Raw genomic sequence first — 24,641 nt, 5'->3', positions numbered from 1 at the left:
GCCGATCACGCGCCGGGAGCGGAGCGCGGCGGTGGTCACGGGGCGACGCGGTCGCTGGGGTTGTGCCAGACCTCAGCCGGGGTGAACTGGCCATTTCCCGGGTTGTGAAGGCGGAGCAGGGCCAGCCGGGCGGCGTGCAGGGTGATGATGGCGGGAAGGTAGACAGTGGCGGCGGCCAGGGCCAGGCCGTAGCGGCGGTGGAGCACGAGGGTGCGCGGAAGGCAGGCCATGTACCGGGCGAAGGAGACCGTGCCGGTGGCCATGCGGCGGGGGGCGACGCCGACGGTGATGGTGGGGAGGAAGGCGTTGCGGCCACCGGTCTCGGTGACGCACAGGCCGGTGTCGACGTCTTCGAAGATGTCGCGGCGCATGGTGACCCGGTCGCGGACGCGGGCCCACGTGCTCGCCCGCAGGATCATGTTCGAGCCGTAGAGGACGGGAACCGCCTTGACCCGGTTGGCCTTTCGGGCCCGCCAGCGCTGACGCAGGGCACCGACGGTGTCACCATAGGGCAGGTCGTAGGCCTGGCCGCGACCACAGGCGGCGGCCCAGTGGTGGTCGGCGTCGGCGGCGAAGAAGTCGACGATGTGGCCGGCCCAGTGCGGCGGGACGAGAGTGTCGGCGTCGATGCGCGCCAACAGCTCACCGGTCGCGCTGTCCAGGCCCCGGTTGCGGGCGTGGACGAGGCCCTGCTCGGATTCGGTGAGCAGCCGGATCGCGGACCAGCGCGCGGCGTACTCGGCGACGATCTCGCGGGTGCGGTCGGTCGAATTGTTGTCCACGACCACCACTTCGGTGATGTGTGCGCGCTGGGCGGCGAGCCGAGCCAGGCATTCACCGATGATCTCCGCCTCGTCGAAGGCGGGGATCACCACGGACAGTGTCGGCGCGTTCATCGGACTCCTCCACGGGACGGGCCCACCCCGACCGGGGCATGAGCCGAGACTTCGACGAGCGCGGCGGCGGCGCGCACCGCATCCTCGGGTGACACCATCGCTGCGGCGACCCGCTGGGCGGCCGCTCGACGCTCGGGTCGCAGCAGCCCGCGCACCGCACGAGTGAGGGTGGCCCTGTTCAGGCGCGCGAGGGGCAGTCCGGTGCCGACACCGAGTGCCGCGAGGCGGCGCCCCCACAGTGGCTGATCGGCGCCGATCCAGCAGGCCAGCGCGGGGATTCCGGCCCGCAACGCGGCCGCGGTCGATCCCGCGCCACCGTGGTGCACGGCCGCCACACAGCGCGGCAGCACCGCGGCGTGATCGACGGTGCGCACCACGCGTACCCGGTCGCTCGCGGCGTCCACCATGAACTCGCTCCAGCCCGCCGCGACCAGCAGCCGCAGGTCTAGTTCGTCGGCGACCCGGGTGAACAGGTCGGCCAGCCGGTCCGGGTCGGCGATGGTCATGCTGCCGAAACCGACGTAGAGCGGCGGTGATCCGGCGTCGAGCCAGGCGTCGAGGTCGGTGTCCTCGGTGCCGATCATCGCGCGGGTCCGCGCGGCCAGATCGAGGAACCCGATCAGCGGCCGGTCGGGACCCCATTCCTCGGCCAGGCCCGGGTACAGGAGGGGATCGTAGGCCTGGAGCTCAGGGATCGGGCGGTTCGTGATGCGGGTGGCCGGTGGCGTGGTTGGTGGGGCCAATCCGAGGTCGGTGGCCAGTTCGCGTTCGGCCGCGCGGGTCGCCAGCCAGGTGAGATGTTCGAGCGCGGCCCAGCTGAGTCGATGCGCGAGGCCGGGCGTCCTGTGCCACGGCAGGAGCGAGGCGACGCTGTTGCGTCGCAGCGGGCAATAGTGCACCGGCACATACGGGATCCCGCGCGCGGTGGCCACGTTCAGCAGTCGTTCCTGGCCGACGCTGCCGCCGATGAGCGCGTCCGCGGTGCCGGTGAGATCCATGAGCTCGGTTTGGACGCGGCGCCCGTCGCGAACAGTGAGTTCGGCCAGCGCGCGCAGTCTGGTCAGTGGATCGACCGATTTCAAATCGGCCGAAACCAAGGCGGAGTCGAGCAATTCTTTAGTGTCCGTGCCGAATTCCCGGGTCGGAATTCCGGCCCGGCGACAGAAATCCGCAAGATTAGGCGGGACGGCCATTGTCACGTCATGTCCGAGCGCCCGCAATTGCACACTGAGCGCCACACCGGGCTGCACGTCACCGCGGCTGCCGGTGAACGCGAGTACGAATTCCATCGAGCTCCTCGCAGTACGGCTACCAGGGTCGAGAAAGGCCACCGTAACCAGACCGGGCGGAATACGCGCGTTGAGCGCGGCGTCGGGTGCTCCATCTCACAGCGAGCGCCCGGATGCTGGTTCATTGCTCCCGGTTTCGCCTACCGTGCTCGTAACCGGAGGCAGGGAGATCGATGAGGTTTCTACTCGCGTTCAACGGAACACGCGGAGACATCCAACCTGCCGTGGTGGTCGGGTCGGAATTGCAGCGGCGCGGCCACGACGTGCTCGTCGGGGCGCCGCCGAACCTGTGTGAGTTCGTCGCGGCGGCCGGACTGGCCACCGCGCCGTTCGGCTACGACACACAGGCGCACATGAACTCCGACGTAGTGCGCGCGAAGCTGCGCACCGGCGGTCCGCGGCAACGGTGGCGGGCGTTCACCGAGATCCGCGATCTCGGCTGGGCGCAGGCGGTCGGTGACATGCGCGAGCTGCACAAGGGCGCGGAGGCGATCCTCACCGGGTTCGTCACCGAACAGATCGCCGCCCCGTTCGCCGAGGCGGCCGGAGCCGCGTGTATCTCGCTGCACCACGCGCCGATTCGTCCGAACAGCACCGTCTCGCCGGTGCCCGCCGCACTGTCGGGCGTCCCGCCGGTGGTGACCAGGGCGAGCTGGTGGCTCACCGACACCGCGATGTGGCTGCTCACCCGCGACCGCCAGAACACGCTGCGCGCCGACCTCGGCATCGCGGGCGAGGTCGCGCGTTCACCGCGCGACCGACTGGAGATCCAGGCCTACGATCCGCGACTGTGCCCAGAACTGGTCGCCGAATGGTCGCCGTCGCGACCATTCGTCGGCTTCCTCGACCTGGCCGCCGAGCAGCGCGCCCGCATCGGTGCCGACACCGGCGACCCCGACCTGCCGGCCTGGATCGCGGCAGGCTCCGCGCCCGTCTACTTCGGGTTCGGCAGTATGCCCGTGCCCGACCCCGGCGCGGTGGTGGACGCCATCGTGCGGGCCAGTGCGCGACTGGGTGTCCGCGCGCTGATCTGCACCGGCTGGGCTGGACTCACCGTGCCCGAGAGCCCGGACGTGCGGATGGTCGGCGCGCTCGACCACCAGCGAATCCTGCCGCTGTGCCGGGCCGCGGTGCACCACGGCGGCGCCGGGACCACGGCGGCGGTGCTGCGCGCCGGGATCCCCGGCCTGGTGTGTTGGGTGGGTTCCGACCAGCCGTACTGGGGCGACCGGTGCGTGCACCACGGTGTCGGCGCGACCACGCGATTGCGTGGCCTGACCGCCGACACGCTCGTCCGCGAGTTGACCACCGTCCTCGCCCCCGAACCCGCACGAGCGGCCAAAGCCCTCGGCGCGGAACTGATCACCCCCGAACAGGCGGTACGGCACTGCGCCGACCTGGTCGAGGAATACACCACGGCGAGCCGCCCTGCCGGAGGGATCCGCTGATGGTCGTGGCGCGCATGCAACCCGAGGACACCACCTACTGGCTGGTTCGTGAAGCGTTCGGCTGGTCGGTCGTGCTGCAAGTGCTGTGGCACTTTCCCACGGTCCCGGACCGCGCCGCACTCGACATCGTCAACGAGCGCCTGCGGCACAGTGTCCTCAACCGGCGCCTGATCCGGGCGCGGGCGCCCTTTGCTCGCCCGCGCTGGATCCACGCCGACTTCACACCCGAGCTGCTCGTCGACAGCGAACCCATCCCGGCCCGCGACGTAGAACCCTGGTCCGGTGCCGAGTTGTCCTGTGCCCCTCTCGACCCCGAACACGGTCCCACCTGGCGCCTGCGTGGTGTCCCGCTCGACGACGGCGGCTTCGTCCTTTCGCTGACCGCGCTGCACCTCGTCGCCGACGGTCGCACCGTGGTCACCGCCGCGACCGCCGCCCTCACCGGCACTCCCAGCGATCCCCTCGCCCGACCTGGACAACTGATCACCAGGCTCCGGCGGTGTTCGCCACTCGGTGGACACCTGGCGCGTTCCCGTTCGGTCCGTCCGCTCGTCGACACGGCGGTCGATGCGGCGGATGGGGTGATCCAAGTCGTGGCGGCTGGACGGGGAATCGTCAGGGCCGCGAAGGCATTCGCGCGGGCGAGTGGGGCGGGACCGGCACGCGACCGACGTCCGGTCAAGCCGGGCGCGCATGTGCGGGCACCGCGGGCGCGGTACTCGTGGGCGACGGTGAGCGTGGATGCCGCGCACTGGGATTCGGTGGCCCGGCGGCACGGGGGGACCGCGAACACCTTGTTCATCGCGGTACTGGTTGGGGCGTTGCGCGCGTCGGGGTATGGACAGGTGCTCGAGGTCGGTATTCCGGTGAGCAGGCGCAGCGAGGACGATGCGCGCGGCAACGCGACGGCCGGGGTGTCGGTGACGTTCACCGAGGACCTGCCGCCCGGTGGTGATCTCGGGCCGTTGCGGCGACAGTGCAAGGACGCGTTCACCCGGCTCTCGGCTGGGGAGCGGGCCGCCCATGTGCATCTGCTGCCGCTGGTCGGGTTGCTGCCGACGGGGCTGGTGGTGCGGGCCGCCACGGCGGGGTCGGGGATGCCCGACGTGGTGGCCTCGAACCTGGGTGACTTCGACAGCGAACTCCGCTGTATCGGTGGGGTTTACGCGAGTGCGGTCGCATTCCGGGGGATCGCGCAGGGCGTCGACCCGGCCGCGCCCTACCGGTTCGGCGACGGCGTGCAGTCCTGGGGCCTGCGCACCGGCAACACCTGGACCTTCTGCGTCGCGGCCTTCGACGAAGGGTGCTTCCCGCATCCGGACGAACTGCGGACAACGCTCGCCGCCGAACTCGACGGCTGGGGTGTCGAGCACCGGATGTGGTGAAGCTCGCTTTCGGCCGCCGCCGGGATGCGGCACCCGCCCGCCCTGGCTAGCCTGGCGAAATGAACCGTGTTGCCGGGGCAGACGAGTCATATCTTCTCGCCGAACAGCTCTTCGGCTGGTCCGCGCCGATCCAGTACGCCTGGGTCTTCACCACCGAGCCCGACACCGCCGAGCTCACCCGTTTCGGCGAGCAGCTCGCGGCCGGCTCGTTGAGTCGCAAGGTGGTTCGCGCGGTGGTGCCGTTCGCGCGACATCGCTGGGTGCGCTCACCGCATCGACCGGTGTTGCGCATCGACCCCGACCCGATCGCCGACACCGAGATCGGCGCCTGGGCCGACCGCACCTTGCGCACCGCCGACCTCGACCCCGTCGACGGTCGCGGCTGGCAACTCGTCGGCGTGCGCACCAGCGCGGGCCGCTTCGTGCTCTCGCTGCTGATCTCGCATATGGTCGCCGACGGCCAGGGCCTCTACAACGCGCTCGCCGCCGCGCACGCGGGCAGCTCGGCGAGCACGCTGCCGACCGAGGCCGAGGTGCTGGCCCGTCCCCGCTGGCGCGGGGACGTCGCGGACGCGCTGGCCCAGCTCGGCGCGGCCGCGGCCGCGGCCCGGGTGATCGGCGTCGAGCTGTGGCGAACCCGCAACGACCCCCGACGCGCAGCGGCTGGCGCACCCCGCACGGCCGACCTGGCCACCGACGGCCCCGACACCACGTTGGCCATCGTCGACATCGACCGTGCCCGCTGGGCCGAACAAGCCCGACGCTTCGGCGGAACCGGCAACAGCCTGTTCACCGCGCTCCTCGGCGGCCTGGTCCAGCGTTCCGGCGCGCCGGTGGGCGCCGACGGGTTGCGGGTCTGTATCGCGGTCAGCAATCGGGAAGCGGGGGACGAGCGCGCCAATGCCTCTGGCGGTGTGTGGATCCGGGTGCCCGAACCCCCGTCGCCCGAAACCGGACTGGCCGCGATCCGTACGCTGAGCAAGGAGGCGTTCACCCGATACGCGTCGTCCGGGCAGGACAAGCTCACCGACAACCTCCAACCCGTCGTCCGGCTGCTACCCCAGCGGGTCATCGCGACCATGATGCGTTCGATCGCGGGCCCCGACACCACCGTCTCCAATCTCGGCGCCGCTCCCGACAGCGCGCTCACCATCGCCGGTCGGCGGGCCGAGTCCTTCGCCATCCGCGCCATCATGCAGGGCCGCAGCGCCGCCGAACGGCGCCGTCAGGGTCCCGGGATCGCCGCCTGGGCAGTGGAATACGACGACAAGATCACCATCACCTTCTTCGGCATCCACCCCGACCACTTCGGTGACGAGGACAAACTCCGCGCCAACATCACCGCCGAACTCGAAACCTGGGGACTCGACGGCACTGCCTGGTGACTGCAACAGGGGTCGGTTTCGGCGGCGGACTCCTGCGGGGATCAGCGGTGCCCTGCGACGGAACGGGTGCGGTCGGCGGTGGTTAGTCCACTGCGGGCACCGGATCAGCTGTAGGAGCTGCGGAGCGGGCCGGGGGAGCGGAGTGGGGTGCGGGTATCGGTGCGAGGCCGTTCGCGCCGACGCGCTTGGGTGGGCTCCCAGGGGGCGATGAGGCGCACTGTCACCCGATCCCGCAAAAGCCCCGTATACCGCTCCTGATCGCTGGGTGCCATGGACCGACAGATGCCGCGCGTGCGTGAGCGGTTCGCCTAGTCTCACGTCATGACAGCATGGATTGAGGTGCTGACAGCGCTGACCTCTGGCCCTGACGTACCTCTCCGAGGCACCGTTCGGGAGATCGGTGCTGCCGCTCGGGCGGATGGGTTCGTCGCGATCGGGTCGAGTCCCATGCTGGTCGTCGCCGATGACGGATGCCGGGTGTGGCGTCACGGAGACCGGCTTCGTGTCGAGCACGAAGATGGGCGCCCGATTTTCGTCACCGATGGCATCCACGCCTGGGACTTCACCGCAGATCTGCAACGCCCTCGCGTCGGCCCACCTGACCGCGTGCATTATCTGGGCCCGACTCAGTTCCTACTGCGGCGAAAGGCCGCGGAGTGGGCCGGTGATGATTTCGCCCGGCCAGCCGGTCCGGTGGAAGAGGTTGAGTTCGTCGGCCGGGCGTGTTGGACGGTCGAGTTGGCTCCGCCGCCCCGAAAGCCTGAGCCGCTGCGGATTTGGGTCGATAAGGAGTCTGGCCAGATGCTCGGATACCGGTCGGAGGCGGCGGGCTTCGGTGCGCAGTTCGTCGACCTCGTGGTTGGCGAGCCGATTGCCGACGCGCGGTTCGTATGGGGCGGACCTGTGGTCACACCGGAGCAACACCAGCAGATCCTTCAGGATCGATTCGCGGCGGTCAAGCGTGTGCAGACTGACTGGTTTGCCGAAACCGTCACCGCAGCACCGATCCTCGCACGCGTGCCGATCGACTTCACCCCCGATGCCGTTCCTTTCCGTGATCCGGATTCCGGGGCATTCGATGCGATGAACGAGCACACGATGCTCTCTCGGCGCCCGCGTAGCCAGGAAGGATGGACTCCTCGCTGGGGCGTAGCGCACTTCATCTGGTCCACGCCGCGCTGGGACTGGGCGGCCGCCGCCCTTGATGCGGACCTCGACGACGAGGCGATCCGTCAGCTCCAGCACGTCCTGCATCCCGATGAACCAATCGCCCGGCAAAGACGAATCGTTCCCCCTGGACGAGGCCGGGTCGGGTAGGCCCGCCTCGATGCAGTGAGTTCAGGCCAGCGGCGCCTGCCCGCACTCCTGTGGCGACTTATCGGCGGCCCTGATGTGGATCCGTATGCCGCGCCTGCCACGCCGACAGGAAGCCAGGATATCCCGGCAGGCAGATCGACCCCGGACCACCACCGAATCCCATCGAACATCGCTCGATGTGGTTGTGTGATTGCAGGAAGTTGATCAGAGAGCACGAGCACACGGACCGCAGGTCGACCCTGTGTGGCGTCTGTGCCATCGTTGTGCGGCGTTGGCCTGCAGTAGGGTTCGGGCACGCAGTGAGGTTCGAAGCAGGGGGGTGCCTGACATGGGTAAGCGTTTTGTTCCTGTGTTGCTGGTAGTGGTGTTGCTGGCACTGATGGGGTGTTCGTCAGCCACTCCGGGGCAGCCGCAGCCTGTCCCGGTGCCGGTGCCGGCGCCGGACTACCCGGGATACTTACCCGAGAAGGCCCGCCAAACCCTGGCCTACCTCGACACCTTGCGGGCCCTGGATATCTGTGGCTACCTCGACCGTGCGGTCCTGGCGACGTTCGGCCCTGTCTCCTACGTCGGTGCCGACGGCGTATACGAATCGTGCGTCGCGCGCTACCCGGATGATACGGCCCGCCATGGGATCTCGAAGGTGGAAGTATCGATCGGGGCCGCGCCCTCGCCGGGGTGGGGAACGACGATCGACATCGCTGGTACCAGCGTGGCTTACAACGATGCCGGTGGCGAATTCTGAACGGCGTCCACGACATTCGATGAACGCCAGCTGATCAGCTGGTCCCGGCTTGCCGAGCATCTAGCGAGAGATGCCTCGGTCGTGGCGACGTTCCGGGTACTGCGGTGGCGTGTAGTTGTCGGTGGCGACCGAGCGTGAAGGCCTGCGGACGGCTTCCAGGGGTGAGGCCTTGCGAATGGAAATCGCGGCCGCGATCTCATCGTGCAGAGCCTCGTCGGCCCGTTGGGCGGATCGCCGTGCCGAGTTCGCGGCGGTCATCGCCTCGTTGCGCAGCTTGATCAGCTCCAACCGCCGCTGCGGGTCCAGCTCGGCTGCCTCGAACGCTGCGTTCGTCTCGGTGAGGTAGGTGTCGACCTCGGAGAGCTCGGCGAGGTTCGGCTGGTTGTCGCGCAGGTAGGCCAAAACGGCTTGGTACTTCTCCTCAAACGTGGACACGACCCAAATCCCCTTCGACTTGTCGGAATCCCTTGAGGGTACAGAGACCGGATGGTCAGCGGGGGACCACCGTTGATGCCATGTCGACTGTGGCGCAACGAAATCCCGTGTCGTCGTCGAGCATCGTTGCGGCAACATCGTTGAGCATCGCGGGCAGCGCCCGGTCGAACGGGCTGGTGAACGCCGTGCCTTTCCAGGCTTGCGGCCTTCGGTGGCCAGCCACTCCCAGGTGTCGCCGCACAGGTCATAAACCCCGTATGGGCTGACCCCAGACTTGTACTGATCGACTGGCGTGGTGGTGTTCGGTCCGGTGCCTCGACGGTGGGCCACCAAGACGTTGCCCACCGCGATCACACGACCAGATCAAAAAAATCCACCGCGCCGGGTTCGAGGTGATGGGGTCCCGTCCGGCTGTGGCCATTGCCAGCCGGCCACAACTCTACGCCCGTGGAGTGGATGGTGGGGTTTCGGTGCAGGCTTTGTCCCCGCGGTGTTCGTGTTCGTCTCCGCTGAAAGCAGGGGCCCATAAATGTCGATGCTCCAGGTGCGGGGTTCGCACCTGGAGCATCGAGTAGGCATTTGCAAACACATAGTTGTATTTAGCACTGGTGTCCGGAGGGGGACTTGAACCCCCACGCCCTAATACGGGCACTAGCACCTCAAGCTAGCGCGTCTGCCATTCCGCCACCCGGACTTGCTGGTGTGCCAAAAGATTATCCGACTGTTTGTCGTAAACCAAATCGCCTATCTGACCTGCGGTTTTGTTGGGGGTCGGATGATCTTGACGGTGCCGTCAGGCGCCTGATCCTAGGGTGCCTCAGGTCTCCCTGGTTCGGAGGCGAACCAGGGAGACCAGCCACGGCGCCAGCGCTCGGGGATGCCCGAAAAGTCAGTTCTGGGCGACGGGCTGGACGCTGTGGGTTCCTGCGCGTCGACCGGCGAAGACGCAGTCCGCGAGGGACAGTCCGCTGACGTAGCCGTTGGAACAGATGCCGACTGCTGCGCGACCGGCGGCGTAGAGGCCGGGGATGGGGTCGCCGGTTTCGGTGCGGACGGCGCCGGTTTGTTCGTCGACGAGGAGGCCGCCGAGGGTGAGCATCGGCATGGGGTAGGTGAGGCGGGCGGCGAAGGAGATGTCGAGTAGGGCGTAGGGGCCGGTGTGGATCGGGCGGCGGATGTCGTCGGGTTTGCCGAGTGGGTCGGGGGTGCCCTGCTCGATGGCCTGGTTGTGGGCGTCGACGGTGGCGCGCAGGCCTGCGGGGTCGATGCCCGCGCGGGTGGCGGCTTCTTCGATGGTGCGGCCGGTGGTGCGTCCGAAGCGGAGGAGTCGTTCGGTCTGCATGCGCTGGAACCACACCGACTGGCCGGCGATCTGGGTGCGTGCTTCGGCGGCGAGTTCGGCGTCGACGAGCAGCCACGCGCGGTGGCCGGGGGCGGTGGCGATGGCGGCGCCCAGTGCCGCGCCGTAGCGTGATTCGTCGACCATGCGACTGCCTTCGGTGTTCACCGCGATCGCGCCGTAGAAGGCGCTGGGTGGGCCGATGAAACGCCATGCCGACATCGCGTCCATCTTGCCGGTGGCCGCGCCGATCTCCTCGGCCATCGTGATGCCGCTGCCGTCGTCGCCGGCCGATCCGAGCGGCAGACCCTGCGCCCAGGGGTAGTGGGGGCTGTACCGGGCGACCATCGCCGCGTTGGCGATGAATCCGCCGGTGGTGAGTACGACACCGGAGCGGGCCCGGATCCGCACCGGCACACCGTGTTTGCGCTCGATGCGTGCGATGAGCGCTTGGACGGCCCGGCGCAGGCCCTGGTGGTACACACCGGGTTTCGACGAGATCCGTGCCAGTGCCGCGAAACGGCGTCGCACGGCGGCGGGTGCGCCGTCGAGGGTGACCGCTTCGATGCCGGTTACCCGGCCGTCCTCGACCACGAGCCTGGTCGCCGTGGTTCCGGTTCGGACCCGCACCCCGCGTTCAGCGGCCGATCGTGCCAGCGGGCGGAACACCGCTTTACCCGAGACGCCGGGCCCGTGGGCGCGATGTCCGCGCTGACGTGGTTTCGCGAGCTCCCGGTAACCGCCGGCGTTCTCGCTGCCGGAGTAGTAGAGGTAGTAGTCGTCGGTGGGGTAGGAGGTCTTGTACGGGCACACCGACGCCTCGAACGGCACGCCGTGCTCGGTGAGCCAGTCGATGAGTGCGGGGGACTCCTCGCAGAAGCGGCGTAGCGTCGCGGGACTCACCGCGTCGCCGACCTCGGCTTGCAGGTAGGCGAACATGTTGTCGGCGTCGTCGTCGATGCCGGCGGCGTGCTGCACCCAGGTGCCCGCCCCGGCGTAGATGATTCCGCCGGACAGCTCTGTCGCGCCGCCGCCGAGGTACCGGTCGATCGCGAGGACTTCCGCGCCGCGTTCGCGAGCGGCGAGCGCCGTCGTAACCCCTGCGCCGCCGTATCCGACAACGACGACATCGGCTTCATCGTCCCAGGTCAGCACCTGTACCACCTTTCGTGCGGCGGGATGTCCGGGCCGCATCCGGAACTATAACGTGTTCTAGAAAGCGTCGGACGGTGTTCCGCCTGTGAGCGGTCCTCGCTGGGCCGGGTGCGTCATTCTGTGGCGCGACACTCCGTGAAACGCCTTGACTGTCTTACGATCCCGTTGTCGCTATCCATGGCCATCGGAGGACTTCATGCCCGTGACCATTTCCGCGTCGACCCGCGCTGTGTGGAAGATCGGCGCACAGGGACAGGCGCAGATCCTGTTCGTCGACGACTCCGCGTCGAACGCACCGGCCCGTCGCTGGCCCGACACCGCCATGCCGGGCGGCCGTCCGGGGCATCTGGCGTTCGATCCGAACGACTATCCGACCCTGACGCACGTCCGCACGCTTGTGCCCGAGTACGGCGCGCTGTGGGATGCGGTGGCCGAGGACTTGGCCGCGATGAGCGCTGATGCCGAGCGGGCCGCAAGGACGGGCGACTAGACCGGCGGACGGAGGTGCTCCCGGCGGGCGCGAGCTCTATGCCGGCGCAGTCCTGTCGGGTGCCGACTGGGCCTCGACCTGGCGGCGCAATTCGTGTACTGCCACTTCGTGGGCTCTGACCAGTTCCTCGGTCGACAGGGCGGTCGTCGGAGGTGTCGGTTCCAGGTTGCGGATCAGGTCGCCGCGTCGCACCGAGAGCAGGAGTCGGTGCGCCGTGCGTTCTTGTGCGTCGATGACCGCCCGGTGGTGGCGTTCACGGTCGTCCAGTTCGAGCAGGTGACGGGCGAGGGCGGCTGTGCCGGTTTGGAGCTGGTGGTCGGCCGCGGTGATTTCGTCGTCGCGAGTGCGCGCGATCGTCACGATCTCGGCCAGCTCCGAAAGGTAGTCGAGGCAGTGATGGCGTGAATCAGATGCCGCCGCAGTCACATTCGCCGGGTCGAGACGGACCCGTCCCGGTGGGCAGGCTTGCCAGACGAAGTCGTTGCCGTACCCGCGCAGAGGTCGTGAGAAGTCGAGTCCCGCGCACGAATCGCGGTGTTCCGGATCGTGGTGCAGGACGACACTCACCCCGTCCTCGGGGCCGGTCCTCATCAGCTCGGTGAGTGCCCTGGCGGTGTCGTCGTCCATGCCATGCGGATAGTCGAGCACGACGAGCAGTTGAGCGGATGTGGCCCGTGCACGGGTCAGCACGTGGATCAGATCCGCGAACTGTCCCGGCGCCCGATGTGCTTCCCGCCGAACATGCCCTCGCCCCGCTGGATCGAAGCAGTGCACATCGAGCGACCGCACGACGGCTCGCACACCATCCACGATCGCGGCGAAGAGCTCTCCGACCACCCCGGGCGCACCGCCCGATACCACCAAGTTCCCCTGACCGAGCAGCGGAACCACCAGCGGGACAACACTATCCGGGCCGAACGACAACTCGCCGATCCGAACCGAACAGCCCGCCACTGGTGAGCTCGCATCGGACCCACCTGTCCGCTTCTCCACCGCCGCCCGCGCGCGGACACAACAATCACGCACGCGCGTATCGGCGACCGCATGGGCCGCCGCGACCCGCCGCGTATGCGCGGCCTCCGTCTCCCGCCGCAGGATGTATGCCCGCGTGGTCGCGGATCCAGCAAGCGAATCGAGCCGTGCGCGGGCATAGGAACCCAGCGTGAAGACCGCCGCCGCAGCCATTTCCAGCCGTCGATCAGCGTCGTTCGACATCACGTCCCCCCGGATTCTTCCCCTGCCACCGCTATCGATGCCGTCCACGGCGCGATCGGTTCGTCGCGGCTCCGACGATGAACCGCCCGCGCCACCGCGCGATGCGAAGACTGCGAATCGGCGTTTTTGCCGAACTCCACCCGGCGGCGAACCGATCGGGAGCCGTATCGCATCACTGATGACGAGACCAGTCGCCGGCACTGCCCCAGACGCGTCTCGTGTCGTGGGTGAGGAGATCGCTGGGGGGTCTCCTCACCCACGACCTATCCGTCGCACCGGGCCGTTCGCGGCACTCAGCTCAATCCGGCGACGATCGCCGACCGAACCGGGTCTCCGACCGGCAGCCCCTTGGCGACTCGCCGCCACGCGTTGCGTCCCGCCGTCAACGAGCACCGCACCGCGTCGGTGATCGCCGCCGTATGCGTGTCGCCCAGCGCCGTACCCGGCACGATGGAGATCTCCAGGTGCTCAGCCAAAGTCACTGCGCGGGTGACGATCTGGCCGGTGAGCGACCCGTCGACATCCGTGTACAGGACGACGAGAACCTCGGTTCGTTCCTCGCCCGCATGCACCGCGACGCGGACCACGTCGCCTGCCGCGGTGCCGGGACCGAACGATTGCACCGAGATCCGTGTCTGCTCGGCACCGGCGGGGGTACGTGTGAATTCGATGCCGAGCTCCTGGTCGATCTGTTTCTGGACGACCCGGCTCGATGACGCTCCGTCGCGTGAGGAGGCGGCCAGCGGCCGCACCGTCCACCCGGGCACCCGCATCACGATGCGTCGCGCGGACAAGGAATGGGGTTCCGGTGTCGCATCGTGTGCTGCGAGCAGGCGGTCCGCGATCCGGGCGCCGGCGGCGGCCGCCTCGGCATCGGGTTCGGAGTCGTCGGCGAGCGCGAGCAGCACGTCGATGTCGACGGGCAGGTTCAGTCGTGTGGGTCGATGATCTCGCGCCGTCACGATGCCTCCTCGGTGTCCTGGTCGCGGGCGTCGAGCTGGGCGCGCAGGGCTTCGCGCAGCATCTTCGTTCCCGCCGCGCGCAGCCGCTTGACCTTCTCTTGGCTGAAGTCCAGGTCCTCGGCGACCTCTTTGGTCGTCTGCACGTCGGTGTAGGTGCCGTCGGGGGCGAGTACGAAGGTCGCGCGCAGCACGGCAGCGGTCTCGGGGTGTGGGATCGCGTCGAGCGCGGCCCGGAGGACGGCGCGGTCGGCCAGCCGGTCCTCACCGCCGACGAGTGTGTGGTCTTCGACGACGAGCGCGGTGGATTCGTAGTCGACGCGGTGCCCCGGGTGACGTTTCTCCGCTGTGCGGCGCCGCCTGTTCTGCAGCACCTGCCACTGGAGTTGCTGCAGGACATGGGTTTTCCAGTGCCGGATACGTTCGGTGGGCAAGGTCGCCGTCAACGCGACCATGGTGTCCTGGGCGACGTCCTCGAAGTCCGAGCGCATGTCGGGGTCGACCCGCTCGACGACATACCGCGCCTTGGCCGCCGCATAGGTCGACATGGTGACCAGATCGGCGCCGAAGATGTGTTCCACCACCGCGAGGCGCAGCGGTGCGGGGACCGCGCTCCAGGTGGCGCCGAGCCAGGTGTCCAAGGGGTCAGAAGTCAACCCGTGCTCCCACTTCGTCGGCGACAGTGCCGAATGCCGCACTGTCCGATGTGAATTCGCGCGACGCATGCGATGCTCTGCGGTCGGCGCCGGTCGGACGAGCTGGGTCGGGCAGCTCGATGCCGAACCGGCATGGTGTTGCTCCGCCCGCGCGCCGGTCGGCGGACCGGGAAACGACCGGACGACACGGGTCACAGCGGGAGCCTCCTGCTGATGGGAAACGGGCTCCTACACAGATGCCGTTGCCCACGCCACCGGTTCGCACGACGAAGGTGAGCTAGGACGGGCAGGTGGGGGAGGACACCATCATCGAGAACGCGATCTGGCAATACCAGGCCTTCTCGATCTTCCACTTCCCGTCCTCGGCGACGAACGGCACGATCAACGGGCTGGTCGCGGTGTTCATCCTCCCGGTGCCATCGGCGAGCATGCCCGGCGCACCGAGCCTGGTTCCGGTGATGGTGACGGTCACCGTCGCGTTGTTGCGGCCCGGTGCTTCGGCGATGCGGTTGGGCAGGCCCGGATCGTCGCCGATGCCCTGCACGTGATCGAGCTTCTCGGAGTTCGGGACCTGCGGGTCGAGCATGCGCGCGAACAACCGCTCGACGTCGTCGGCCGACAGCAGTGGTGGCGGCGGTGTCGATGTGGGAGTGTTGGCACCGGCCACGGGCATGGCCGAACTGTCCCCGGTGGAGCAACCGGTGCCGAGCAGGGCGGTGATCGCCGCACCGGACAGCGCAGCACCGACAAGGAGTGATCTCGACAAGATGGTTCCCCCGGGAAGGTCGTTGATGCGCATCGGTGTCGAGCTTATCCGTCCGTGGTGAACACGACTCGCCCCGCTGTGGTCGAGGGCCGACGATGACCGGACAGTCGGAGTTCCAGCGCGACGACGCGCTGTTGTCGGAGCTCACCGGAGCGCCACAGCGATGGTTGGCACTGTGCCGGGAAGCGGTCGCCGAGGGTCCCGAGGCGGCTCGTGGGCTGCTCGACCTGCACCGTGAAACGGGTGTGCTGGCACGGCATTCGCTGGCGCGATGGAAGCACCTCGAGGCCGGCGACGACCCGCTGGAAGAGGAATCGGAGAACCCCGATCTGGAGGGTGATCGGGTCACCGCCGATGTGTCGGCGGCCCACGCGGTCGCCGCCCTCGCCCAAGCCCTGACCGGCGCGCGCGACATCGCCGAGGCGTGTGCGGTCTTCCTGCGGCACACCGAACGGGCCGGATTGCATTCGGCCGGTACCCAATTGCTCCCCGCCGGACCGATCACCGGTGGCGACGACCCGTTGGCCGAGGTGGTACTGCACCTGCTCGGCCAGGGCGGCAGGCCCTCGCGCGGCTACGGCATCGTGACCGCGCTGGAACTGGCCGGTCGGCGACCACCGACGGTGCGGACCACCCGGGTGAGTGTGCTGTTCGTCGACATCGGGGGCGCCGGCCGCGTCGGCGTGCTGCGATTGGAGCAGGTGCGCGAAGGGCCGAGCGGGTTGCACCCGGACCCGGCCGCCATGTCGTTCCTGCAGGCGGATCGCGAGTTCACCGACAGTCTCGCGCGGGCGTGGGAGGTGAGCCGGCCGGCCGCGACGGGCGCCTGCGTGCTGTGGTCGGTGACCGGGGCGGGTCGCGCGCCCGAGAACGACATCAACGGTGCGTCGATGGCCGCGGCGATGGCCGTCGCGCTCGACGACCTGGCCCCACGCCACCAGCTGGTCCGGTGGCTGCGGGTGCGCCGGCTCGACCCGGCCTGCGCGGTGACGGCGGGCCTGTCGGAGACGGAATTGACCCCGGTCGGCGGATATGCGGGCAAACTCGCTGCGGCACAGCGTGCTTCGCTTCGGGTGGTGGTTGCCGCCACCGGGTACGAGGAGGCGCGGCGGCAGGCGCCGGAGAACTTTCTCGACCGCATCGCGGCGGCCGCGACGGTCACCGAAGCTGTGTCGCGCACGCGCAGCAGACCGAATCTGGCGCTGTGGCTGGTCTCTGTCGCCGGTGTGCTCGCCGTCCTGCTCGCCGTGCTCTCGGTGACCGGGCTGGCCCGGGTCCGGGCCGAGAATGCCGCTGCCAGAGCCGAATCGAATTCCCGGCTGTTCGCGGGCGTGGCCCGGGGTGGTGCCGACTTCGACCCCGCGCTGTCGCAACTCGTCGCCCTCGCGGCGGTGCGTACGAGCGCCACGACGGATGCCCGATCGGCCCTGCTGGAGTTCTCGGCTCTCGGCACGCCGATCCGGATCCTGCCCGGGGTATCCGGTGACGGAGTATCGGCCGGTATCGACCCGCCACGACTGGCCACCAGCATCGGTGGCGACATGATCGCGATCGGCAACGGCGACGGCACCGTGCAGCTCGTGCGGGTCGATGATGCCGGGGTGACCCGAATGCCGTTGTTCGCAGCGGTGGCCGGTCCGGTGCGGGCCCTGGCCATCAGCGCCGACCAGCGTTGGCTTGCTGTGGCCGGCGAACGCTCGGCGGTGTTGTGGAGCATCGCGGAGAATCCCCGGCGGACAACCGAATTCGCGTTGGCGGATCATCTGCCCTGGTCGCTGGCCTTCGGTCCGGGCAACGACCTGTTGGCGATCGGTACCCACGGTGGAACGGTGCTGTCCTGGCGTTTCGGTGCCGATCCCGCGCGCCCTGTACCGCAGCCCACGCTGACTGTTCCCGGTAACCACGCATTCGTCACGGCCGACGACCGGGTGCTCGTCGCGGCCGGTTCCCGGATCGTCGACGCGACGTGGACGACGACTGTCCGGGGCTGGCACACAGCAGCTTTGGATCCGGCCCGTCGCGCTTTCGAGCTGTCGGTCGAGCGACCGAACGGCGCCGAGATCAGGTCGGTCGATATCGATGGTGACGTGCTCGCGGTGGGGCTCAACCCCGGCGAGATCGCCAGGTGGCGCCTCGGCACCGACATCACCCGGCCCGAACCGCTGCGCGCGATGTCGCGAGGCGCCAACGAGTACTTCGACGTGGCGCCGACCGGGGACGGCCGCACGGCAGTGGTTGTCGGTGGCGATTCCCGTGCTCGCCTCCTCGATCTCGACACCGGTGCGGTGCTCGCCCGATTCCCCGGCGGATCCGTGGCGCGTGCCGAGGTGTTCCGTGGCGGGCGCGCGCTGGTGACCTCCGGATTCGACCGTGCCGTACACGTTTTCGACCTCGCGGGCCAGGCGGCCGAACTCGGGCCGCGAACGCTGTTCAGGCTTCCCCAAGACGTATCCGCGCCGTCTCCCGGTGTGCTGCCCGACGCGTTGCTGCCGCGCTTGCGCGCACTGTCGAGAACCCCAGCGGGCACAGGACGAGACTCCGTGGACGGCGATCCCTCGGGCTTCTTCGACACCGTGGTGCTCAGCCCCGACGGGACACGAGCCGCCACCCTGAACGAACGCGCCATCCAGGTCTGGGACATCACCGATCCCACCCCGAAGCCGTTCGGGCGACCGATCGACAACGGACTGGTCGACACGCGAGGTGTCGTCTTCGTCCCGGACGGCACCCTGGCCGTCGGACGGGGTCTGACGTCGTCGGTGGAACTGTGGGATCTGACCCGGCCAGGCGGCCCCGAGCTCCGGTCCACACTGCGATTCGGGCACGGCTATCCGACCGCACTCACCGTTAGTCCCGACGGATCGAGGCTGGCCGTCGGCAGTCACCGCACCGGGCATGTCACGGTCTACGACCTGAGCGCCGGGCCCGACGCCCGACCGGTCGCGGAACTGTCCGGCCTGCCCACAGTTGGTCAGGACATGTCTCTGGCCGTCACGACAGACGTTCTCGCCGCCGGCACCCGCGCCGGAGCCTTCGTCTACAGCCTCGGCGAACCAGGCGGCCCCCGCCCACTGCCGATTCCCGTCGCCGCACGTGGCCCCGCCGGTTCGGTCGCCTTCGACCACACCGGTACCCGCCTCGCCGTCGACGATCTCACCAAGGACCGCATCGAAATCTGGGACTACACCGACCCTGCCGCGCCCACCGTCTACGCCGCCCTGCACCACGGCGAAAGGCACTGGCAGAAAACGATGCTCGCCTTCGCAGCCGGTGGAACCGTCCTCGTCGAATCCGCCACCGACGGCACCCTGCGCCGTTGGCACACCGACGCCACCACCGAAGCCGCGCGTATCTGCGCCACCGGCACCGCACCCATCACCCCACAAGAGTGGTCGAACACCCTCCCCGGCCGTACCTTCGTAAACCCCTGTCCCACAGGGTGACAACGGGTTGGCACTGCACGTCAGGGCCTTGGCACCGACGGACTGTGGACAGGTCCCGCTGCGGCGCGACACTGGGTTCTCCCGCTCGCGGGATTCTCAGCCCGGTTCGGTAAGGAGCGCACACATGCTCGGACTTTCGACAGATGCCGTCGGTCCCCCAGGCCCGTCGCACACCACGCACGGATCAACCGGCGCGGCGGACGACCTGAGCCACCTTCCCGACCATGTCGTGCTCGACATGCTGGTCGGAGCGCAACAGCGCTGGTTGCGATGCTGTCGAGCGGCCGTCCTCGCAGGTGGTACGGCCGCTCGGGAGCTGCTGGCACCCCGGCGGGAAACCGAGGTGCTGGCGCGTGCGTCGCTGGCGCGCTGGAAAGGCCTCGACGAGGACGAGCTGCTTGCCGAGGAAGCGGAGTCGCCCGGGGACGACCGCAGGCGCGACACCGCCGAACTCTCGGCCGCGCGTGCATTGGGTGCGCTGGCATGCGCACTGGCCGGTGTGACCGACACCGGTAGCGCCGTCCGGCGTCTTCTCACGCATGCCGAACGCGCGAACTTGTGCTCGACACCTTCCTCCACCAGTGCTGACGTACCGATCGGCACCGGGCAGGACGGGCTCGCGTCGGTGCTCGGTCATCTCGCCGAATACCGCGACCATCCCGCGCACGGGTTCGCGATTCTGGCCGCCCTCGAACTGGCCGGACGCAGGCCGATCACCCTGCACACCAGTGCGATTCGCGTCCTGTTCGTCGACGCCTACGGTGAAGGACACGTCGCCGTCCTGGAACTGACGCAGGTCGACGGTGGTCCGAGCGGTTTGCATCCGGACCCGGCCCGCATGAGCTTCCTGCATGCCGACGCGGAGTTCCACGGCGCGCTGGTCGACGCCTGGCAGGGCAGCACGATCGCGGGCACCGAGGCAAGCGTGCTGTGGTCACTCACGCTCGAAGGCGGCGCCCCGGTCGACGACATCAGCGGCGCGTCCTCGGGTGCGGCGTTCGCCGTCGCCCTCGACTATCTGACGCCACGAGGACGTGTGATCCGCCGCCGGATCGACCCGTCCTGCGCGATCACCGCCGGGCTGGCGGGTGACCAACTGACCGCGGTCGGCGGCTATCGCGGCAAACTGCTTGCCGCGCAGAGGCATTCGCTGTGCGTAATAGTCGCCGCCGAGGGCTTCGATGATGCGCTCGCCGCGGCCCCACCGGGTTTCGCCGGCCGCCTCACCGCAGCCCACACCATCGACGATGCCATCCGGAACTCACGCACCCACCTCGGCTACCTCCTCTGGACAGCCGCATCATTCCTGATCGCCTGCCTCTTCATCTGACGGAACACGGGGCGGGTTCAGGGAAAGTGTGTGGGCTGCGAACCTGTGCGGTAGGGATCGGGACCATCACGCTTCGGGGATGCCGAGGAGGGTGGCTCGGCATTCGCGGACAGTGGTGCGTAGGGCTTCGACGACGGCGGCGACCTCGGGGCGGCGCAGGGTCTCAGGCCTGGTAACAAGCCAATAGGTGAGCTGGACCCGCACTTCGTCGGCCAGGACCCGGACGAGATCAGGGTGGCGGTCGGCCATGAAACAGGGCAGCAGGCCGATACCGGCGGCCGCGCGGGTTGCCTCCACATGAACGAAAACGTTGGTGGAGGAGACGGATTGGCGCATGGTCGGCGCGAAGCTGGTGGCCACATCGAGGTCGTCGACCTGCAGGATCGACTCGATGAAATAGACCAGCGGATAGCCGGCGAGGTCGTCGATGCTCGTGGGGGCGCCGTGGGCGTCGAGATAGTCCCGGGCGGCGTAGAGGCCGAGGCAGTAGTCGCCGAGTTCGATGGCCTCGGCCCGGTGTACCTGGGGTCTGCCGACGACCACCTCGAGATCGAGGCCGGTTCGCTGGGTGGATGCGCGACGGGTGGCGGCGACGATCTCCACCGCGATGCCGGGGTGGCGGCGCTGCACCCGTGCCGCCGACGGCGCTGCCAGGTAGGCGCTGAACCCGTCGGTCGCCGAGAGCCGCACCACCCCTTCGAGAATGCGTTCCCCGCCCGGAGAGCCCAGTGAACGCACCGCGGCTTCGACCGTCTCGGCAGCTACGAGGGCTTCGCGACCGAGATCGGTGAGCTCCCAACCGCCTGCCACTTTCGTGAGAACCCGTCCGCCCACGGCCGCCTCGAGGGCGGCGATGCGCCGGGAAATGGTGGTGTGGTTGATCCCGAGTTCGGCTGCGGCCGTGACGAACCGTCCCGACCGGCCGACGGCGAGCAGTACGAGCAAATCATCGGCACTCGGCCTGCGCCCGGACGACGCGACGGAACGGCTCATATCTGCATATTCGCAGATAGCCACTGCGAAACTGGGCATTGCGACCGAAAGACTTCTGCACGAATACTCCTCGCATGGAATGTGAGTCAGCTCACAGCGCGTGAAGGAGTAGTGCGATGAGCGTCAGCAGCACGACCCGGCCGACCGGTGACACACCGGAGGAGACACCGTCCGGGCTACGGCGGGTGGTGACCGCCTCGATGGCGGGCACCGTCGTCGAGTGGTACGAATTCTTCCTCTACGGCACCGCCGCCACCCTGGTGTTCAGCAAGGTGTTCTTCGCGAAGGGGACCAGCGACCTGGACGCGATCCTCGCCGCGTTCGTCACCTATGCCGTCGGTTTCGCGGCGCGCCCGCTCGGCGGCATCGTCTTCGGCTATTTCGGTGACCGCTACGGGCGCAAGAAGCTGCTGCAGACGAGTCTCGTGCTCATCGGCGCGGCGACGTTCCTGATGGGCTGTCTGCCCACCTTCGCCCAAATCGGTTACTGGGCACCGGCTCTGCTCGTGACGCTGCGTTTCGTCCAGGGCTTCGCAGTCGGTGGTGAATGGGGTGGCGCGGTGCTGTTGGTCGCCGAGCACAGCCCCAGCCGCAGCCGTGCCTTCTGGTCGAGCTGGCCGCAGGCGGGAGTGCCCGCGGGCAATCTGCTCGCCACCATCGTGCTGCTGGTGCTCACCTCGACGCTGTCGGACGCGGCGTTCCTGAGCTGGGGTTGGCGGGTCGCGTTCTGGCTGTCGGCGGTGGTGGTGCTCGTCGGCTACTACGTGCGGACGAAGGTCACCGACGCGCCGATCTTCCTGGCCGCCCAGCAGGCGCTCGAGCACACCAAGGCCACCTCGTTCAGCCCGTTCGAGGTGTTGCGCCGTTACCCGCGTGGGGTTTTCACTGCCATGGGGCTGCGCTTCGGCGAGAACATCATGTACTACCTGGTGGTCACCTTCTCCATCACCTACCTCAAGGTGCAGGTACACGCCGACACGACAACGATCCTGTGGTGGCTGCTCATCGCCCACGCCGTGCACATCGCGGTGATCCCGCTCGCCGGATACCTCGGTGACCGGATCGGGCGTCGGCCGGTGTATCTCGCCGGCGCCGTCGCAGGCGGAACGTGGGGGTTCTTCGCGTTCCCGATGATGGACAGCGGGCACAGCGTGGTGATCCTGTCCGCCATCATCGTCGGCCTCGTCTTCCACGGGTTCATGTACGCCGGTCAACCCGCCATGATGGCCGAGATGTTCCCCACCCGAATGCGGTATTCCGGTGTGTCGCTGGGATACCAGGTGACCTCGATCGTGGCCGGTTCGCTGGCGCCGATCATCGCGGTGCGCCTGCTCGACTCCTACGGTTCGTCGGTGCCGATCGCGGTCTATCTCGCGGTGGCGGCGACGGTTACGGTGATCGCGGTGCTGTGTGCGCGGGAGACGCGCGGGATCGACCTGGAAACGGTCGATCTGGCCGATACCGACGCACCGAAAAGGCTTGCGGCATGAGTGACCTCACCGGTCGCACCGCGCTGGTCACCGGCGCCGCGAGCGGGATCGGCGCCGCGTGCGCGCGGGTCCTCGCCGCCCGCGGCGCCGAGGTCACCGTCGCCGATCTCGACGGTGACGGTGCGAAAGCTGTCGCCCACGAGATCGGTGGCCACGCCTGGTGCGTCGACCTGCGTGATGTCGACGCACTCGCCGAGCTGCGCCTGGACACCGACATCCTCGTCAACAACGCGGGTATCCAAACCGTCAGCCCCATCGAGGAGTTCGAGCCCGAACGGTTCCGGGCCATGCAAACGCTGATGGTCGAGGCGCCGTTCCTGCTGATCCGCGCGGCACTGCCGCACATGTACCGCAACGGGTTCGGCCGCATCGTCAACATCTCCTCGGTACACGGGCTGCGCGCCTCCCGGTTCAAGGTCGCCTACGTCACGGCCAAGCACGGGCTCGAGGGCCTGTCGAAGGTGACGGCGCTCGAAGGCGGTCCGCACGGCGTCACCTGCAACTGCGTGAACCCTGGATATGTGCGAACACCGTTGGTGGACAAGCAGATCGCCGACCAGGCCCTCGTCCACGGCATCCCCGAACAGCAGGTGGTCGAACAGGTGCTGCTCACCGAGAGCGCGATCAAACGGCTGATCGAGCCCGAGGAGGTGGCCCAGCTGGTTGCGTGGTTGTCCTCGGACGCGGCGGGCATGGTGACCGGGTCGTCGTATGTGATGGACGGCGGCTGGAGCGCCCGTTAGACCCGCCGCCCCCACGATCAGCCGGAGAAGTGCTCGGCGACCATGTCCTCGGTGAGTCCGTAGTCGGCGAGTGAGTAGTGGTGGGTGGGTTTGCGTGCGCCCGTGCGGCTTTCGGCGTCCAGGGCGAGGACTGCCGCGCGGGCCTGCGGGGTGAGGTCGGTGCCGATGGACCGGTAGATCGTCTCGACGGTGCCGACCGGGTCGGTGCGCAGGTCGTCGAAGTCGATATCGATGAAGTGGGCCTCGGGGTGGCGGGCGCGCGCGGCGGTGAACTCGCGCAACCCGCGCGACCACAGGTCGAGTTGGGTGCGGCCGATGACCTCCGGGGTGAAGACGGTGGACCAGCCACGGGTGGCGTGCTCGTTGAGGCTGCAGACCGAGGGGATCACGGTCGCGGGGTCGCGATGGGTCTGGATGACGACGGCGTCGGGGTAGACGGCGAGCAGGGCGTCCAGACAGAACAGGTGACTGGGATTCTTGAGCACCCAGCGGCGGGCGTCGTTCATCCCGATGAGCTGCAGATTGCGGCGGTGCCGGGCATAGGCGGGCGTCCAGTCCTGGGTGGTGAGCCACTGCGAATAACTCGGCAGGTACGCCAGACACTCGTAGGAGTGCGACATCACGGACTGGCGGAGCAACTGCCAGCATTCCTCGACGTCGGCGGCGCTCATGTAGTGCAGGCCCATGAACTCCGGGTTCGCCACTTGGTGCTGACGCAGCCCGGCATCGATCTGCTGATAGGCGGGATTGTCCGCCCAACTCTCCCGCGGCGGGCGGGGCTGCGGGAAGTCCGTCAGCCACATCTCCAGCCCCTGGTTGGCGGGGTCGGCCGCCAGCAGGCGGTGCAGTGCGGTGGTGCCGGTGCGCGGCAGCCCCGTGACGAAAATCGGCCGGGTGACCGGTGTTTCGGCAAAACCCGGATTCGCGGCCCACGCGGCCTCGCTCAGGGCACGTGCGATCAAGGTGCCGCGCAGGAAGAACCGCGACATCTTGGACCCGAGCTCGGTGAGCCCGGCCTCGTCGCGATAGGAATCGAGCAGCACGCCGAGGGCTTCGGTGTAATCGTCGGAGCCGAAATCGGTGAGGCCGGTGAGTTTGGTTGCCGAGGCGTGCAGGTCGGCTACGGTGCCGACATCGGTGCGCACAGTCATCGAGGGAAACT

At 68.7% G+C, this 24,641-nt stretch carries 20 protein-coding genes, 1 tRNA gene and 1 pseudogene; 10 read left to right on the top strand and 12 right to left on the bottom strand.

Going from position 1 to position 24,641, the window contains the following annotated elements; all coding sequences use genetic code 11:
• Window positions 1-35 precede the first annotated feature (35 nt).
• Both AB0I19_RS04775 and AB0I19_RS04770 read right to left on the bottom strand, forming a co-directional pair.
• Entirely contained in the window at window positions 36-896 is an 861-nt protein-coding gene (locus AB0I19_RS04775) for a glycosyltransferase family 2 protein (protein WP_357144473.1), read from the bottom strand.
• The gene (locus AB0I19_RS04770) at window positions 893-2,185 is read right to left on the bottom strand and encodes a glycosyltransferase (protein WP_357144470.1); all 1,293 of its coding nucleotides are present in this window, start codon (window positions 2,183-2,185) and stop codon (window positions 893-895) included. The genes AB0I19_RS04775 and AB0I19_RS04770 overlap by 4 nt, the downstream gene beginning before the upstream one ends.
• Window positions 2,186-2,358: 173 nt before the next feature.
• Here AB0I19_RS04770 and AB0I19_RS04765 point away from each other — a divergent pair, with 173 nt between their 5' ends.
• The 5 genes from AB0I19_RS04765 (at window position 2,359) to AB0I19_RS04745 (ending at window position 8,465) form a co-directional block, all read left to right on the top strand.
• On the top strand, window positions 2,359-3,633 hold the full coding sequence (locus AB0I19_RS04765) for a nucleotide disphospho-sugar-binding domain-containing protein (RefSeq protein WP_357144467.1): 1,275 nt from the start codon (window positions 2,359-2,361) through the stop codon (window positions 3,631-3,633).
• Window positions 3,633-5,018, top strand: a complete 1,386-nt coding sequence (locus tag AB0I19_RS04760; protein ID WP_357144464.1) for a hypothetical protein — start codon at window positions 3,633-3,635, stop codon at window positions 5,016-5,018. The genes AB0I19_RS04765 and AB0I19_RS04760 overlap by 1 nt, the downstream gene beginning before the upstream one ends.
• A 59-nt stretch (window positions 5,019-5,077) precedes the next feature.
• Window positions 5,078-6,403 (top strand): hypothetical protein, encoded by a 1,326-nt coding sequence (locus AB0I19_RS04755; RefSeq protein ID WP_357144462.1) that lies wholly within the window; start codon window positions 5,078-5,080, stop codon window positions 6,401-6,403.
• A gap of 321 nt (window positions 6,404-6,724) precedes the next feature.
• A complete protein-coding gene (locus tag AB0I19_RS04750) occupies window positions 6,725-7,720 on the top strand; it encodes a hypothetical protein (protein ID WP_357144459.1) in 996 nt (331 codons plus the stop codon).
• Between the two features lie 328 nt (window positions 7,721-8,048).
• Window positions 8,049-8,465, top strand: a complete 417-nt coding sequence (locus AB0I19_RS04745) for a hypothetical protein (RefSeq protein ID WP_357144456.1) — start codon at window positions 8,049-8,051, stop codon at window positions 8,463-8,465.
• A gap of 60 nt (window positions 8,466-8,525) precedes the next feature.
• Here the strand turns inward: AB0I19_RS04745 and AB0I19_RS04740 are convergent, their stop codons facing one another.
• From AB0I19_RS04740 to AB0I19_RS04725, 4 genes and pseudogenes are all read right to left on the bottom strand, one after another.
• Window positions 8,526-8,900, bottom strand: coding sequence for a hypothetical protein (locus tag AB0I19_RS04740; RefSeq protein WP_357145157.1), 375 nt, complete (start codon window positions 8,898-8,900; stop codon window positions 8,526-8,528).
• A gap of 246 nt (window positions 8,901-9,146) precedes the next feature.
• Window positions 9,147-9,230, bottom strand: a pseudogene (locus AB0I19_RS04735) (hypothetical protein); the annotation flags it as partial.
• A gap of 276 nt (window positions 9,231-9,506) precedes the next feature.
• Window positions 9,507-9,594: transfer RNA gene (locus AB0I19_RS04730), tRNA-Leu, on the bottom strand.
• A gap of 195 nt (window positions 9,595-9,789) precedes the next feature.
• Complete coding sequence (locus AB0I19_RS04725; protein WP_357145122.1) at window positions 9,790-11,391, bottom strand: FAD-binding protein; 1,602 nt, start codon at window positions 11,389-11,391, stop codon at window positions 9,790-9,792.
• A gap of 199 nt (window positions 11,392-11,590) precedes the next feature.
• Here AB0I19_RS04725 and AB0I19_RS04720 point away from each other — a divergent pair, with 199 nt between their 5' ends.
• The gene (locus AB0I19_RS04720) at window positions 11,591-11,884 is read left to right on the top strand and encodes a hypothetical protein (RefSeq protein ID WP_357144453.1); all 294 of its coding nucleotides are present in this window, start codon (window positions 11,591-11,593) and stop codon (window positions 11,882-11,884) included.
• A gap of 36 nt (window positions 11,885-11,920) precedes the next feature.
• Here AB0I19_RS04720 and AB0I19_RS04715 read toward each other — a convergent pair whose 3' ends face one another.
• From AB0I19_RS04715 to AB0I19_RS04700, 4 genes are all read right to left on the bottom strand, one after another.
• The gene (locus AB0I19_RS04715; RefSeq protein WP_357144450.1) at window positions 11,921-13,099 is read right to left on the bottom strand and encodes a hypothetical protein; all 1,179 of its coding nucleotides are present in this window, start codon (window positions 13,097-13,099) and stop codon (window positions 11,921-11,923) included.
• Between the two features lie 293 nt (window positions 13,100-13,392).
• Window positions 13,393-14,061 carry a hypothetical protein gene (locus AB0I19_RS04710; protein ID WP_357144447.1) on the bottom strand — a complete coding sequence of 223 codons (669 nt, stop codon included), beginning with the start codon at window positions 14,059-14,061 and terminating at the stop codon, window positions 13,393-13,395.
• The gene (locus AB0I19_RS04705; protein ID WP_357144444.1) at window positions 14,058-14,714 is read right to left on the bottom strand and encodes a hypothetical protein; all 657 of its coding nucleotides are present in this window, start codon (window positions 14,712-14,714) and stop codon (window positions 14,058-14,060) included. Before AB0I19_RS04705 ends, AB0I19_RS04710 begins: the two co-directional genes overlap by 4 nt.
• A 277-nt stretch (window positions 14,715-14,991) precedes the next feature.
• Window positions 14,992-15,513, bottom strand: coding sequence for a hypothetical protein (locus AB0I19_RS04700; RefSeq protein ID WP_357144441.1), 522 nt, complete (start codon window positions 15,511-15,513; stop codon window positions 14,992-14,994).
• A gap of 62 nt (window positions 15,514-15,575) precedes the next feature.
• Here AB0I19_RS04700 and AB0I19_RS04695 point away from each other — a divergent pair, with 62 nt between their 5' ends.
• A complete protein-coding gene (locus AB0I19_RS04695; RefSeq protein ID WP_357144438.1) occupies window positions 15,576-18,923 on the top strand; it encodes a WD40 repeat domain-containing protein in 3,348 nt (1,115 codons plus the stop codon).
• A 124-nt stretch (window positions 18,924-19,047) separates the two neighbouring features.
• A complete protein-coding gene (locus tag AB0I19_RS04690) occupies window positions 19,048-20,253 on the top strand; it encodes a hypothetical protein (protein ID WP_357144435.1) in 1,206 nt (401 codons plus the stop codon).
• A gap of 66 nt (window positions 20,254-20,319) precedes the next feature.
• On the opposite strand, the gene AB0I19_RS04685 is transcribed toward AB0I19_RS04690, so the two are convergent.
• On the bottom strand, window positions 20,320-21,246 hold the full coding sequence (locus tag AB0I19_RS04685) for a LysR family transcriptional regulator (protein WP_357144432.1): 927 nt from the start codon (window positions 21,244-21,246) through the stop codon (window positions 20,320-20,322).
• 116 nt (window positions 21,247-21,362) lie between these two features.
• Here AB0I19_RS04685 and AB0I19_RS04680 point away from each other — a divergent pair, with 116 nt between their 5' ends.
• Together AB0I19_RS04680 and AB0I19_RS04675 are read left to right on the top strand one after the other, a co-directional pair.
• Window positions 21,363-22,736, top strand: a complete 1,374-nt coding sequence (locus AB0I19_RS04680; protein ID WP_357144429.1) for an MFS transporter — start codon at window positions 21,363-21,365, stop codon at window positions 22,734-22,736.
• Window positions 22,733-23,479, top strand: a complete 747-nt coding sequence (locus tag AB0I19_RS04675; RefSeq protein WP_357144426.1) for a 3-hydroxybutyrate dehydrogenase — start codon at window positions 22,733-22,735, stop codon at window positions 23,477-23,479. The genes AB0I19_RS04680 and AB0I19_RS04675 overlap by 4 nt, the downstream gene beginning before the upstream one ends.
• 17 nt (window positions 23,480-23,496) lie before the next feature.
• On the opposite strand, the gene AB0I19_RS04670 is transcribed toward AB0I19_RS04675, so the two are convergent.
• Window positions 23,497-24,630, bottom strand: a complete 1,134-nt coding sequence (locus AB0I19_RS04670; RefSeq protein WP_357144423.1) for a sulfotransferase — start codon at window positions 24,628-24,630, stop codon at window positions 23,497-23,499.
• Window positions 24,631-24,641 lie beyond the last annotated feature (11 nt).

It is taken from the genome of Nocardia sp. NPDC050413 (genome assembly GCF_040655475.1).
GTDB classification, from domain to species: Bacteria; Actinomycetota; Actinomycetes; order Mycobacteriales; family Mycobacteriaceae; genus Nocardia; species Nocardia coubleae.
Note: the sequence above shows the minus strand (reverse complement) of the source record. Positions and strands in the feature narration are given on the sequence as shown.